This window comes from Stutzerimonas chloritidismutans AW-1 (genome assembly GCF_000495915.1).
Lineage (GTDB): Bacteria > Pseudomonadota > Gammaproteobacteria > Pseudomonadales > Pseudomonadaceae > Stutzerimonas > Stutzerimonas chloritidismutans.
Window position 1 is genome coordinate 1 of sequence record NZ_AOFQ01000002.1, and the last position, 13,654, is coordinate 13,654.

Consider the following 13,654-nt stretch of genomic DNA (forward strand, 5'->3'; position numbering starts at 1 on the left):
CCTGGTGCGTTATCGCGCCCCCCCCAGCCTGCCCAGCCGCATCAAACAGCACCTGCGCAGCCTGCCCGCCGAACGCTGGCCGGACAGCGAGACGCTGGCGCAGACCCTGTGCATGTCGGCCTCGACGCTGCGTCGCCGTCTGGCAGAAGCGGGGCAGCCCTACCAGGCGATCAAGGACGGCTTGCGTCAGGAGATGGCCACCGAGTGGCTGGCCGACGCTGCCATCAGCTACGGCGAAATTGCCGAGAGGCTTGGATTTGCCGATGTCAGCTCGTTCTACAAGGCGTTCCGCAAGTGGACGGGTATCAATCCCGGCCACTACCGCAATCTGATTCTGGCGCCGGCGCGGCGCTGATTTCCCGCCTCCAGACGTCAGTCCCGCCGATGTGCGCTGTGGCGCAGCGTGATCGCGGTTTGCCATTGGCCAAAACGGTCAGGCAGGTTGAGAACATCGACCATTGCCGCACCCGAGTGGCTGTCCAAAGATAACTCCCGGCTTCGCACCGAATAACAACAAGCACGGGAGAGCGCCATGCAGATTCGCGACAAGGTATTCCTCATTACGGGGGGCGCTTCCGGCCTCGGCGCTGCGGCGGCGCAGGCGCTGGTGGAGGCGGGCGGCAAGGTCGTACTCGTCGATCTGGACGCATCCGCGGCCAACGCCATGGCAGAGGCGCTGGGGCCGAACGCCCTGGGTGTCGCTGCCGATATTCGTGATGAGCAGGCCGCGCGGCATGCCGTCGCCACCGCCCGCGCACATTTCGGCGCCCTGCACGGGCTGGTCAACTGCGCCGGCGTCGCCGGCGGCGAAAAGGTCCTCGGCCGCAACGGCCCGCACAGTCTGGACGGCTTCAGCCGCATCGTCGGCATCAACCTGATCGGCAGCTTCAACATGTTGCGGCTGGCCGCCGAGGCGATGGCCGAGAACGCGTCTGACGAGGGTGGCGAGCGCGGCGCGATCATCAATACCGCCTCGATCGCTGCCTTCGACGGCCAGATCGGCCAAGCGGCCTATGCCGCGTCCAAGGGCGGGGTGGTCAGCATGACCCTGCCTGCCGCCCGCGAATTGGCGCGCTTCGGCATCCGTGTGATGACCATCGCCCCCGGCGTGTTCGAGACGCCGATGATGGCCGGGATGACCCAGGACATCCGCGACTCGCTGGCCGCCGGCGTGCCGTTTCCGCCACGCCTGGGCCACCCGGCCGAATACGCCGCGCTGGTGCGGCACATCTTCGAGAACAGCATGCTCAATGGCGAGGTGATCCGTCTCGACGGCGCCTTGCGCATGGCCGCCAAATGAAGGAAGCAGAGATGAAAGATGATCCGATCGTAATCGTCAGCAGCGCACGCACGCCCATGGGCGGCTTTCAGGGCGACCTGCAGGGCATGACCGCCTGGCAGCTCGGCGCTGCCGCCATCCGCGCCACCGTGGAACGCAGCGGGCTGCCGGCCGAGAACGTGCAGGACGTGCTGATGGGCTGCGTGCTACCTGCCGGCCAGGGGCAGGCACCGGCACGGCAGGCGGCACTGAGCGCCGGACTGACCCGCGCCACTACCTGCACCACGGTGAACAAGATGTGCGGCTCGGGCATGCAGACGGTGATCATGGCCCACGATCAGCTGCTCGCCGGCAGCGCCGATATCGTCGTTGCTGGCGGCATGGAAAGCATGAGCAACGCACCGTACCTGCTCGACCGCGCCCGCGGCGGCTACCGCATGGGCCACGGCCGGGTACTCGACCACATGTTCCTCGATGGCCTGGAAGATTCGTTCGACAAAGGCCGGCTGATGGGCACTTTCGCCGAGGAGTGCGCCGACGCCTTCGGCTTCAGCCGCGAGGAGCAGGATGGCTACGCGCTGGAATCGCTGCGCCGCGCCCAGTCGGCCATAGCCGAGGGGCGTTTCACCGAGGAGATCGTCACGCTGGAGGTCACCCAGGGTAAACAGCAGCGGCAGATTCGTGACGACGAGCAGCCGCCCAAGGCGATGCCGGAGAAGATTCCCAGCCTCAAACCGGCCTTCCGCGAGGGCGGCACGGTGACCGCGGCCAATTCCAGTTCGATTTCCGACGGCGCCGCTGCGCTGCTGCTCATGCGCCGCTCCGAGGCCGAGCGCTGGGGTCTGCAGCCGCAGGCGGTGATCCACGGTCACGCGGCCTACGCCGATGCGCCGAATCTGTTTACCACGGCGCCAATCGGCGCGATCCGCAAGCTGATGGAACGCACCGGCTGGTCCACCGAAGACGTGGATCTGTTCGAGATCAATGAAGCCTTCGCCGTGGTCGCCATGGCCAGCATGCACGAGCTGGGCCTGGATCACGCGAAGGTCAACGTCAACGGTGGCGCCTGTGCGCTCGGGCATCCCATCGGTGCTTCGGGCGCGCGAATCCTGGTGACGCTGCTTTCGGCTTTGCGCGCCCGTGGCCTGCGCCGCGGCGTGGCGGCGATCTGCATCGGCGGCGGCGAAGCCACCGCCATGGCCGTCGAACTGGTCTGAGGAGGCGCGCATGTTGCCCAATGAGGATCAATGCGCGATCGCCGAGATGGCCCGGCAGTTCGCTCAGGAACGCCTGAGGCCTTTCGCCGAACAGTGGAGCCGCGAGCACCGTTACCCGGCCGAGGCGATCGGCGAGATGGCTGCGCTCGGCTTCTTCGGCATGCTGGTGCCGGAGCAGTGGGGCGGCAGCGACACGGGCTATCTGGCCTATGCCATGGCGCTGGAGGAGATCGCCGCCGGTGACGGCGCCTGCTCGACCATCATGAGCGTGCACAACTCGGTGGGCTGCGTGCCGATCCTGCGTTTCGGCAACGATCAGCAGAAGCGCGATTTCCTTGGCCCGCTGGCGCGCGGCGAGCAGATCGGCGCCTTTGCCCTCACCGAACCTCAGGCCGGTTCCGATGCCAGCAGCCTGCGCACCCGCGCCCGGCGCGACGGCGATGACTACGTGCTCAATGGTGCCAAGCAGTTCATCACGTCGGGCAAGCATGCCGGCACGGTGATCGTTTTCACCGTCACCGATCCGGACGCCGGCAAGCGCGGTATCAGTGCCTTCATCGTGCCGACCGACAGCCCGGGCTATCAGGTGATACGGGTCGAGGACAAGCTCGGTCAGCACGCGTCGGATACCTGCCAGATCGCGTTCGAGGACCTGCGCGTGCCGGTGGCCAACCGGCTGGGCGAGGAGGGCGAGGGCTATCGCATTGCCCTGGCCAATCTCGAAGGCGGACGCATCGGAATCGCCGCCCAGGCAGTGGGCATGGCCCGCGCCGCCTTCGAAGCAGCGCGTGATTACGCCCGCGACCGCGAAACCTTCGGCAAGCCGATCATCGAGCATCAGGCCGTGGCCTTCCGCCTGGCCGACATGGCCACCCAGATCGCCGTGGCGCGGCAGATGGTGCATCACGCCGCCGCGTTGCGCGAAACCGGACGGCCGGCATTGGTGGAGGCGTCGATGGCCAAGCTGTTCGCCTCGGAGATGGCGGAGAAGGTCTGCTCGGCAGCGATCCAGACTCTGGGTGGCTACGGCTACCTGTCCGACTTCCCGGTGGAGCGCATCTACCGCGACGTACGGGTCTGCCAGATCTACGAAGGCACCAGCGATATTCAGCGCCTGGTCATCGCGCGCAACCTCGGGGGGCCGGCCTGACCTGAACCCGCTGCGCCTGCGTGCCATGCGGCGCATCGATACGTGATTTCAGTGGTGTCGGTAGAACGCCGTTTCCTCGACCGGCACTTGCACAATAAAAACAAGATAGAGGTAGGAAACATGCAACCAGGATTGATGCAGAACGCCCCCCTGTTGATCAGCAGCATCGTCACCCACGCCGCCCGTGCTCACGGTGATCGCGAAATCGTCTCGCGGCTGGTCGACGAACCCCTCTGGCGTTATGACTATGCCGGGCTCGCCGCCCGTTCGGCGCAGGCCGCCAGCATGCTGGCCAAGCTCGGCATCGGCCCCGGCGATTGCGTGTCGTCGCTGGCCTGGAATACTCACCGTCACTACGAGCTGTTCTTCGCCGTGCCCGGCATCGGCGCCGTGCTGCACACGGCCAACCCGCGGCTGTCGGACGAACAGATCGTCTACACCATCAACCACGCCGGCAGTCAGGTGCTGCTGTTCGACAGCAGCTTTGCTTCATGCGTCGCCCGGCTGCGGCCACGTCTGGGCAATATCCGCCATTTCATTGAACTGGCTGCGCAACCGAGTTCTGGCCTAGAGGATGTCCTGGGCTACGAGCAGCTGATCGCCGACGAGCAGCCGCTGGACTGGCCGCAGTTCGACGAGAACGCCGGCGCGGTGCTCTGTTACACCTCCGGCACCACTGGAGACCCCAAGGGTGTGCTCTACAGCCACCGCTCGGTGGTGCTGCATGCGATGGCCGCCGGCCTGTCCGGCGCGTTCGGCCTGTCCGCCTTCGATTGCATCATGCCGTGCTCGTCGCTCTATCACGGCACCGCCTGGGGCATCCCATTTGCCGCTGCAATCAATGGCTGCAAGTTCGTGCTGCCATGCGACAAGATGGACGGCGCGAGCCTGCAGGAACTGATCAAGACCGAGGGCGTGACTCTGTCCGGCGGCGTGCCGACCATCTGGACCATGTACCTCGCCCATCTGGAACGTAGCGGTGAGGATTCCGGCAGTCTGGCGCGGCTGGTGATCGGCGGTTCCGCCGTGCCGCGGGCGATGGCCGAAACCTTCCAGACCAAGTACGGCGTCGCGGTCTGCCAGCTCTGGGGGATGACCGAGACCAGCCCGCTGGGTGTTGTGGCCACGCCGACGCCGAAACTGGCCGAACGTGGTCAGCAAGCGACCAACGACACCATCTGGACCCGTCAGGGCCGCCTGCAATTCGGTATCGAGCTGAAGATCGTCGATGAGGAAGGGCGCGAGCTGCCATGCGATGGCGTCAGTTCTGGCAGCCTCAAGGTGCGCGGCCCCTGGACGGTCGAGCGCTACTACCGCAGCGAAAAAAGCGCGCTGGATGAGGATGGCTGGTTCGATACCGGTGACATCGCCACGCTGGATGCCGATGGCTTCATGCGCATCACCGACCGCAGCAAGGACGTGATCAAGTCCGGCGGCGAATGGGTCAGCTCCATCGATATCGAGAACGTCGCGGCGGCCTGTCCCGGGGTGAAGGTGGCAGCCGTGGTCGGCGTATTCCACCCCAAATGGGAGGAGCGCCCGGTACTGGTGATCGAGCCGCATGTCGATGCTGAGGTTACGGTCGAGACGATCCTCGCCCATCTGGAGCCGAACATCGTCAAGTGGTGGATGCCGGACGCGGTGATCTTCGACGCGGTGCCATTGACCGCCACCGGCAAGATCGACAAGAAGGTGCTGCGCGAGCGCTATCGCAACCATCTGGTCGAGAACCAGCCCAGCGCCGTGAACCAGTAACGCCTGTTACCCATACGCGCTCCGTGCTTCGGTGCGGGGCGCGTCTGCGTGCGTGTGCATCAAGGAGATCGACCCATGAACGAACACGACGCCACCCGTAGCGGACCGCTGTGCGGCCTGCGCGTGCTGGAGTTCGCCGGCATCGGCCCCGGCCCGCATTGCGCCATGCTGCTGGCCGACATGGGCGCCGAGGTGCTGCGCATCGAGCGCGAAGGCGGCAATGGCTGGCCGAACCCGGTGGTCGATCGCGGGCGCAAGACGCTGACCCTCGACATCCGCAGTGTGGCTGGGCGAGAGCGCTGTCTGACGCTGGCCGTGGACGCCGACGTGCTGATCGAAGGCTTCCGCCCCGGGGTGATGGAACGGCTGGGGCTGGGCCCGGACGAACTGCTGGCGCGCAATCCGCGGCTGATCTACGGACGCATGACCGGTTGGGGGCAGACTGGGCCGTTGGCCAGGGCTGCCGGGCACGACATAAACTACATCGCCTTGACCGGCGCGCTGGCGGCAATCCGCGGCGAGAGCGGGACGGCGATTCCGCCGTTGAACCTGGTCGGTGATTTCGGCGGCGGCTCGCTCTATCTCGCCGTCGGCATCCTCGCCGCGCTGTGGGAGCGCGAACGTTCGGGGCAGGGGCAGGTGATCGATGCGGCGATCGTCGATGGCGTGTCGTCGTTGATGACCTTCTTCGCCGGCCTGCTGCCGAGCGGGCGGATCGACATGCAACGCGAACGCAATCCGCTGGCTGGCGCTGCGCCGAACTACCGTTGCTATTGCTGCGCCGATGGTCGCGAGATTGCAATCGGGCCGCTGGAGCCGCAGTTCTGGCACGAGCTGCTGGAGCGAATAGACGCACCGGAAGCGCTCTGGGCGGGCTGTGCCGATCCGGCCGAATGGCCTGCGCAGAGCGAGCTGCTGGAGCAGCTGTTCGCGACCCGCACGCGAGACGAGTGGTGCGCCTTGCTCGAGGGCAGCGACGCCTGCTTCGCGCCCGTGCTTGAACTGGAAGAAGCGGCGCAGCACCCGCATCTGCGCCAGCGTGGCGTTTACCAGGACCTTGAGGGTGAGCTGCAGGCAGCACCGGCGCCGCGTTTTTCCCGCACGCCTGGCAAGGCGAGGCGGACGTTACGTTGCGGTGCGGAAGAGGGGTGGGACTGAGCTGCACAGCTGACGGTAAGCACTGTTACGAGGCACGCAGGCTTGCGCGAGAGTATCGAAGTCGACGACTTTCATGCTGCGGAAAAAAGCGCGTCCATTATTGGGCAAGCAGTCAGGAAATTTATTCCTGAATATATAACGCTTATATCGCAACACTGTTCAAAGTAATCATTCGGGGTCGACCAAAGTAGTGTGCAGCGCCCGTAAAGCGCGGCCTAGACGTGCCGCACGTCGGTTTTGGTTTGCGAGTTGGCACCAGCTGACTACTATGAAAACGGAGGCTGCTTATTACAACAAAAACGGGGAGTACAACGTCATGATTAATGATGCCGAACAACAAGTAGTTGCACTTGAACTGTGCCGTTTTCTGGCCCACTGCGTCGCTGCGATCGTTGTCGTAGGGATGCTGTTCGTGGCCCTCGTCGGATCCTGGCACGCTGCCCTCAGTGTAGGTGTCGTCCCTTTGCTCGCCATCATGGCCTGCGATTACCTAGCCAGACGCAAGGAAACTGCTGTGCAGACAGCAGACGCCTGATACGACACAGGCGCTAACCAGCCGAAGAACCTTTTTATGCCCATTGAGCGATAGACACCCTGACAGTGAACCACTGCCGGGGTGTCCTGCGTTATGCAGCCCTGCATCGGCTGGCGGGCCCTTTCATATCACTATCGCTCTCTTGCGCGTCGCCGCGCACAGAGGCGGTTACCCAAAGGTGTTACTCCTTTCGTACAGCGTAACGGTCACTGAGGTGGGCGGCAACGAATCAGGCGCGGATTCTGTGCTCTCTGTGCATATCCAAATCGTAAACTATTGAAAAATATGGAATTATCAAAACTGGCACGACGAATGCTTTGTTATTGGCATAACAAGAACAAGAAAGCACATCCAATAACAAAAACAACACGTAGCGACTCCGACACAATAAAAACAAGCAGGTGGGAGACGTAGCAAACTGATTCTTTTGGAGAGGAATTGCCCGACAGGTTTCCTGTCGACCGGACCGAGAACAATAAAACTGCCTTGAGGCAGCTCCAGAACCGGTTGAGCCCGCGAGGGTAGTGGCAACATCAGCGACCAAAATAATCCGTTTGTTCTTTATGTCCCTTATGGGACTGCTACTCGGACGATGTCCGACCGGGCTGCCAACAAAAACAACAAGCCCGTCAGCAGAAGAAGAACAAAGCAACATGACCTGAAGGGGAGCCTAACGGCTCCCCTTTTTATTGGCCGCAGTTAACGGTTGTTGCGAATTACCAGCGGGGGCGGAGGCGGGATTGGTGGGCTGAAGCCCACCCTACAAGTCCGTAGACGCTTAGGTGGGAGTCCGGCGTTGCATGGGGGTATGCACCGTAGGGTGGGCTTCAGCCCACCAACAAACGCCGCAAGGAGCAAGCGCTCCTGATCCCAGCAGCTTCACGCCCCCAGCCTCGCGGCGTATCTACTAAAGCGCGTAGTTCGCCAGCTCCCGTGCGATCAGCAGGCGCTGAATCTCGCTCGAACCCTCGTAAATCTGCGTGATACGCGCATCGCGGTAGTAGCGCTCGACCGGGTAGTCCTCGAGGTAGCCGTAGCCACCGTGGATCTGCACCGCCTGCGAACAGACCTTCTCCGCCATTTCCGAGGCAAACAGCTTGGCCTGCGAGGCTTCGGACAGGCATGGCAGGCCGGCGCTCTTCAGCCGCGCGGCATGCAGAATCAGCAGACGTGCCGCATTCAGCTGGGTCTGCATGTCGGCGAGCATGTTGGCGATGCTCTGGTGCTCGGCGATCGGCTTGCCGAACTGCACGCGCTCGCGGGCATAGAGCAGGGCGGCTTCGAAGGCCGCACGGGCGATACCCAGGGCTTGCGCGCCGATGCCGATACGGCCGCCTTCGAGGTTCGACAGCGCAATCGCCAGGCCCTTGCCGCGCTCGCCAAGCAGATTGGTCTCCGGGATTCGGCAGTCGCTGAGCGAGACCGCGCAGGTGTCCGAAGCGCGGATACCCATCTTGTGTTCGCTGCGCTCCACCGCGAAGCCGGGGGTGTCGGTAGGCACCAGAAAGGCGGAAAGGCCTTTCTTGCCGAGTTCCGGATCGGTGACCGCAAACACGATGGCCAACTTCGCCCGCTTGGCATTGCTGCAGAACTGCTTGCTACCGTTGAGTACCCACTGGCCGTTCACCAGCTCTGCGCGAGTGCGCAGGTTGTGCGCCTCGGAGCCGGCTTGCGGTTCGGTGAGGGCGAAGCAGCCGATGGCGCGACCGCTGGCCAGTTCCGCCAGCCACTCGTCCTTCTGCGCCTGCGAGCCGTAGTTCAGCACTGGGCCGCAGCCCACCGAATTGTGGATGCTCATCAACGCGCCGGTGGCGCCGTCGCCGGCGGAGATTTCCTCCACGGCCAGCGCGTAGGCGACGTAGTCGATGTAGCTGCCGCCCCATTCTTCCGGGACGACCATGCCGAGCAGGCCAAGCTCGCCCATCTGGGCGACCAGGGCGTCGTCGATCCAGCCGGCCTTTTCCCAGGCCTGTGCATGGGGGGCGATCTCGCGGCGGGCGAAGTCGCGCGCCATGTCGCGGATCATGCGTTGGTCTTCGCTGAGTTCGAGGTCATGCATTGCGCGGTCTCTTCTTGTTGTTGTGCTGCAAAAGAGGTTCAGGCCGTGGCGCTGAGGCGGGTCTTGCCGGTGGCCGCCTTGAAGCCGTCGAAGAACGCCTGCACGCGCTCCGGCGTGACCCCTGCCAGCGTCGTTGGATTCCAGCGCGGCGACTTGTCCTTGTCGATGATCAGCGCACGCACGCCTTCCATGATGTCGCCCTTGGCGAACCATTGACGATCCAGGTGCAGCTCCAGGGCGAAACAGTCGGCGATCGGCAGCTCGCGGCCACGACGCAGCATCTCCAGGGTCACGCACATCGCCAGAGGCGAGCGGCTGTCGAGTACCTTGAGCGTTTCCTCGGCCCAGTCGGCAAACTCCGGGCGCGTTTCGGCGGCCAACGAGGCGCGAATAGCGACCACATCGCTCTTACCGAAATGCTCGTCGATGGCCTGATGCAGGGCCCTCAGCTCAGAGCCAGGGAGCTTGTTGCTGCCCAGGGTTGCAACCAGGGTGCGCAGCGCTTCCTGCGGATGGACCGACCAGCTCATGCGGTCCAGGCAGCGATCCAGCTCGGCGATCTGGTCGTGGCTGACGCACCAGTCCGCCAGGCCAACGTGCAAAGCATCAGCGGCGCGGATCTGTAGGCCGCTGACGCCCATGTAGGTGCCGAGTTCACCCGGCAGGCGCGAGAGGAAATAGCTGCCGCCGACATCCGGAAAATAGCCGATGCCGACTTCCGGCATGCCCATGCGCACGCGCTCGGTGACCACGCGTAGCGACGCACCCTGGACCAGGCCCATGCCGCCGCCGAGGACGAAGCCATCCATCAGCGCCAGCAGCGGCTTCGGGTAGGCGTGGATGTACTGGTCGAGGGCGTATTCCTCCTCGAAAAAGGTTTCGTGCTCGGTATCGCCGCGCTGAAAGCTGTCGTACAGCGACCGGATGTCACCGCCGGCGCAGAACGCCTTCTCGCCATTGGCGCGCAGCACCACGGCATGAATCGTCGGATCGGCCGCCCAGGCGCTGAGCTGCTGCTGCAGCAGACGGACCATTTCCAGGGTCACGGCATTCAGCCCGGCCGGGCGATTGAGGGTGAGGTGACCGACGTGGTTGCGTACGGCGGCCAGCACGGGGCGTTCGATTGCAGGCATGTTCAGGTGTCCTTGCGGTACTGATTGATGATCGCCGAGAAATCCAGGCCACCGTGGCCCTGGGCGCTGAAGCTCTGGTAGAGCTGCTGGGCGAGCGCGCCGAGTACTACCGGCTGGCGCACCTGTTTCGCCGCCTCGGTAGCCAGGCCCAGATCCTTGAGCATCAGGTCGCTGCCGAAGCCGCCGCTGTAGCCGCGTGAGGACGGAACGTTGTCCAGCACGCCAGGGAAGGGGTTGTAGGTGTCCGAGCTCCAGCAGCGACCGCTGGAGGTGTTGATCACACCAGCCAGGGTTTTGGCATCCATGCCCAGCGCGACGCCCAGTGCCATGGCTTCGGCGACGCCGATCATGGAGATGCCCAAGAGCATATTGTTGGCGACCTTGGCCACCTGGCCGTTGCCGGCTGCACCGCAGTGCACGATGTTCTTGCCCATGGCCGCGAGGATCGGCTGCGCACGGTCGAAGTCCGCGTCGCTGCCACCGACCATGAAGGTCAGGGTGCCGGCTGCTGCACCGCCGGTGCCGCCGGAGACCGGTGCGTCGAGCATCGGGTTGCCATGCTCGGCAGCGGCCTTGGCCACTTCGCGGGCACTGTGCGGATCGATGGTCGAACAGTCGATCAGCATCACACCCGCGCGGCTGTGGGCGATCAGGCCGTTTGCGCCCAGGTACACGCTCTTCACATGGGCTGCGGCCGGCAGCATGGTGATGATCAGCTCGGCGTTGCCCTGGGCGATGGCGGTCGGAGAATCGACCGGCAGCGCGCCAGCGCCGACCAGGCTTTCGACGGCCGCGGCGTTGAGGTCGAAAACGCTGAGCTGGTGACCTGCCTTGAGCAGGTTGTGGGCCATGGGCGCGCCCATGTTGCCGAGACCAATGAATCCGATATGCATGGCGTGTTTCCTCTTCTTGTTATGGCCAGATGCGGCTTAGCGATTGGTGAACTCAGGCTTGCGCTTCTCGCTGAACGCGGCCATACCTTCCTTCTGGTCGGCAGTGGCGAACACCGCGTGGAACACACGACGCTCGAAGCGGATGCCTTCGGCCAGCGTGGTTTCGAAGGCGCGATTGACGCTTTCCTTGATCATCATGGTGGCCGGCAGGGATTTCTCGGCGATCACGCGGGCGGCCTTGAGAGTTTCCTCCAGCAGGCTTTCGGCTGGGAACACACGGGCGACGAGGCCGGCGCGCTCGGCTTCGGCGGCGTCCATCTGGCGGCCAGTCAGGCACATGTCCATGGCCTTGGCTTTGCCCACTGCACGGGTCAGACGCTGGGTGCCGCCGATGCCCGGCAGCACACCGAGGTTGACTTCCGGTTGGCCAAAACGCGCGTTGTCGCCAGCAAAGATCATGTCGCAGAGCAATGCCAGCTCGCAGCCGCCACCCAGGGCGTAACCGGCGACGGCGGCAATCAGCGGCTTGCGGCGCGTGGCGATGCGGTCGGCTTCGGCAAAGAGGTCATCGAGATAGACCTGCGGGTAGGACAGCTCGGCCATTTCCTTGATGTCGGCGCCGGCGGCGAACGCCTTGGGCGATCCGGTCAGGACGATGCAACCGATCTGCGGATCGGCCTCGAGCTGGCCCAGGGCCTGGTTCAGTTCGCTGATCAGTTGGGCGTTTAGCGCGTTGAGCGCCTGCGGCCGGTTGAGGGTAATCAGCGCGACGCGCTCCTGGATGTCGACGAGCAGGGTTTCGAATGTCATTTCAGCGTCCTTGAGGGCCGGCGCGTCCGCCGGCCCGGTGGGTGATGTCACTTCAGGTTGATAGTGGTGTTGACCGGGCCGCCGACCTCGTTTTCATCGAACCAGCGCTCGGTGATGGTCTTGGTCTGGGTGTAGAACTGCACCACCTGCTTGCCGTAGGGGCCGAGGTCGCCGAGCTTGGAAGCGCGCGAACCGGTGAAGGAGAACATCGGCACCGGCACCGGGATCGGTACGTTGATGCCGACCTGACCCACGTCGATCTCTTCCTGGAAGTGCCGCGCCGCGGCACCGGAACGGGTGAAGATGGCGGTGCCGTTACCATTCGGGTTGGCGTTGATCAGTTCGATGGCTTCGTCCATGGTCGCTGCCGCCATGACGCAGAGGACCGGGCCGAAAATTTCTTCCTGATAGATGCTCATCTCGCGGGTAACGCCGGAGAAGATCGTCGGGCCGACGAAGTTGCCCTTTTCGTAGCCGCTGACGCTCGGGTTGCGGCCGTCCAGCTCCAGCTTGGCGCCTTCGCGTACGCCGCGTTCGATCAGCCCGCTGACGCGATCCAGCGCCGCGCAGGAAACCAGCGGACCGACATCGGTGCCGGCCTCGACACCGGCGTTGACCTTGAGCGTCTGCGTCTTGGCTACCAGATCGGGAATCCAGGCCTGCGCTTCACCCACCAGCACCACCACCGACAGCGCCATGCAGCGCTGGCCGGCCGCACCGAAGGCGGCACCGGCGAGGTTGTTGAGGGTCTGTTCCTTGTGCGCATCGGGCAGCACGATGGCGTGGTTCTTCGCGCCCATCATGCACTGAACGCGCTTGCCGGCCTGGCTGGCGCGGTTGTAGACGTGGGTGCCAACCCTGGTCGAGCCAACGAAGGACACCGCCTTGATATCCGGGTGGTCGCAGATCGCGTTCACCGCGTCCGGCCCGCCGTGCACCACGTTGAGCACGCCCGGTGGCACGCCGGCTTCCAGCGCCAGTTCGCACAGGCGCATGGTGACCATCGGGTCCTGCTCGGACGGCTTGAGGACGAAGGTGTTACCGGTGGCGATGGCCATCGGGAACATCCACAGAGGAATCATCGCCGGGAAGTTGAACGGGGTGATGCCGGCGCAGACGCCCAGCGGCTGCAGTAGGGTATAGGTATCGACGCCCGCGGCGACGTTGTTGGCCAGCTCGCCGAGCTGCAGGTTGCCGATGCCAGCAGCGTGCTCGACCACTTCCAGGCCGCGGAACACGTCGCCTTCGGCATCGGCCAGGGTCTTGCCCTGTTCGGCGGTGAGGATCGCCGCCAGCTCCTTCATGTTTTCGCGGATCAGCTGCTGGTACTTGAGGAAGATGCGCGCCCGCGCGCCGATCGGTGTCTTGCGCCAGGTCTTGAAGGCTTTCTGGCCGCTGGCGACGGCACGGTCGATTTCCTCGGCAGTCGCAAAAGGCACGCGCGCCAGGACTTCCTGGGTCGCCGGGTTGACGACATCGCGCCAGTCCTGGGTGGTCGATTCGATAAATTCACCGTCGATCAGCAATTTGACGGTAGGAATGGAGCTGGACGTTGTCATAAGGCTCTCCGCCTGAGAAGGCACGGTTGTTGTTATGGCTCGCGGACGGCTGCGACCAGTTGCACCGAATGTAGCAATGCAAAAAACCACATTACAATGCGATCGA

12 protein-coding genes are annotated in these 13,654 nt (G+C 64.3%); 7 read left to right on the top strand and 5 right to left on the bottom strand.

Annotated elements, in window-relative coordinates; genetic code table 11:
* The 7 genes from F753_RS25570 to F753_RS25600 all read left to right on the top strand — a co-directional run.
* Positions 1-355 (top strand): helix-turn-helix transcriptional regulator (locus tag F753_RS25570; protein ID WP_023443675.1); only part of this gene is annotated, 355 nt, incomplete at its 5' end.
* 177 nt (positions 356-532) lie between these two features.
* A complete protein-coding gene (locus tag F753_RS25575; RefSeq protein ID WP_023443676.1) occupies positions 533-1,300 on the top strand; it encodes an SDR family NAD(P)-dependent oxidoreductase in 768 nt (255 codons plus the stop codon).
* 11 nt (positions 1,301-1,311) lie between these two features.
* Positions 1,312-2,496, top strand: a complete 1,185-nt coding sequence (locus tag F753_RS25580; RefSeq protein WP_023443677.1) for an acetyl-CoA C-acyltransferase — start codon at positions 1,312-1,314, stop codon at positions 2,494-2,496.
* Between the two features lie 10 nt (positions 2,497-2,506).
* Complete coding sequence (locus F753_RS25585; protein WP_023443678.1) at positions 2,507-3,646, top strand: acyl-CoA dehydrogenase; 1,140 nt, start codon at positions 2,507-2,509, stop codon at positions 3,644-3,646.
* 135 nt (positions 3,647-3,781) lie between these two features.
* Positions 3,782-5,401, top strand: coding sequence for a long-chain fatty acid--CoA ligase (locus F753_RS25590; protein WP_023443679.1), 1,620 nt, complete (start codon positions 3,782-3,784; stop codon positions 5,399-5,401).
* 75 nt (positions 5,402-5,476) lie between these two features.
* On the top strand, positions 5,477-6,559 hold the full coding sequence (locus F753_RS25595) for a CaiB/BaiF CoA transferase family protein (RefSeq protein WP_023443680.1): 1,083 nt from the start codon (positions 5,477-5,479) through the stop codon (positions 6,557-6,559).
* 268 nt (positions 6,560-6,827) lie between these two features.
* On the top strand, positions 6,828-7,094 hold the full coding sequence (locus F753_RS25600; RefSeq protein WP_014820432.1) for a hypothetical protein: 267 nt from the start codon (positions 6,828-6,830) through the stop codon (positions 7,092-7,094).
* Between the two features lie 907 nt (positions 7,095-8,001).
* Here the strand turns inward: F753_RS25600 and F753_RS25605 are convergent.
* From F753_RS25605 to F753_RS25625, 5 genes are read right to left on the bottom strand one after another with little or no spacing between them, the layout of a single operon-like run.
* Positions 8,002-9,153, bottom strand: a complete 1,152-nt coding sequence (locus F753_RS25605; RefSeq protein WP_023443681.1) for an acyl-CoA dehydrogenase family protein — start codon at positions 9,151-9,153, stop codon at positions 8,002-8,004.
* A gap of 38 nt (positions 9,154-9,191) precedes the next feature.
* On the bottom strand, positions 9,192-10,286 hold the full coding sequence (locus F753_RS25610) for an enoyl-CoA hydratase/isomerase family protein (RefSeq protein WP_023443682.1): 1,095 nt from the start codon (positions 10,284-10,286) through the stop codon (positions 9,192-9,194).
* 2 nt (positions 10,287-10,288) lie between these two features.
* On the bottom strand, positions 10,289-11,179 hold the full coding sequence (mmsB, locus tag F753_RS25615) for a 3-hydroxyisobutyrate dehydrogenase (protein ID WP_023443683.1): 891 nt from the start codon (positions 11,177-11,179) through the stop codon (positions 10,289-10,291).
* 36 nt (positions 11,180-11,215) lie between these two features.
* Complete coding sequence (locus tag F753_RS25620) at positions 11,216-11,989, bottom strand: enoyl-CoA hydratase (protein WP_023443684.1); 774 nt, start codon at positions 11,987-11,989, stop codon at positions 11,216-11,218.
* Between the two features lie 47 nt (positions 11,990-12,036).
* Complete coding sequence (locus F753_RS25625; protein ID WP_023443685.1) at positions 12,037-13,548, bottom strand: CoA-acylating methylmalonate-semialdehyde dehydrogenase; 1,512 nt, start codon at positions 13,546-13,548, stop codon at positions 12,037-12,039.
* Positions 13,549-13,654: the final 106 nt, after the last annotated feature.

What these genes read in the sequence shown, in the direction of transcription:
- F753_RS25620 (WP_023443684.1), bottom strand. Translation starts at nt 11,989, where the DNA reads ATGACATTCGAAACCCTGCTCGTCGACATCCAGGAGCGCGTCGCGCTG.
- F753_RS25600 (WP_014820432.1), top strand. Translation starts at nt 6,828, where the DNA reads ATGAAAACGGAGGCTGCTTATTACAACAAAAACGGGGAGTACAACGTC.
- F753_RS25585 (WP_023443678.1), top strand. Translation starts at nt 2,507, where the DNA reads ATGTTGCCCAATGAGGATCAATGCGCGATCGCCGAGATGGCCCGGCAG.
- F753_RS25590 (WP_023443679.1), top strand. Translation starts at nt 3,782, where the DNA reads ATGCAGAACGCCCCCCTGTTGATCAGCAGCATCGTCACCCACGCCGCC.
- mmsB (WP_023443683.1), bottom strand. Translation starts at nt 11,179, where the DNA reads ATGCATATCGGATTCATTGGTCTCGGCAACATGGGCGCGCCCATGGCC.
- F753_RS25625 (WP_023443685.1), bottom strand. Translation starts at nt 13,548, where the DNA reads ATGACAACGTCCAGCTCCATTCCTACCGTCAAATTGCTGATCGACGGT.
- F753_RS25610 (WP_023443682.1), bottom strand. Translation starts at nt 10,286, where the DNA reads ATGCCTGCAATCGAACGCCCCGTGCTGGCCGCCGTACGCAACCACGTC.
- F753_RS25580 (WP_023443677.1), top strand. Translation starts at nt 1,312, where the DNA reads ATGAAAGATGATCCGATCGTAATCGTCAGCAGCGCACGCACGCCCATG.
- F753_RS25605 (WP_023443681.1), bottom strand. Translation starts at nt 9,153, where the DNA reads ATGCATGACCTCGAACTCAGCGAAGACCAACGCATGATCCGCGACATG.
- F753_RS25595 (WP_023443680.1), top strand. Translation starts at nt 5,477, where the DNA reads ATGAACGAACACGACGCCACCCGTAGCGGACCGCTGTGCGGCCTGCGC.
- F753_RS25575 (WP_023443676.1), top strand. Translation starts at nt 533, where the DNA reads ATGCAGATTCGCGACAAGGTATTCCTCATTACGGGGGGCGCTTCCGGC.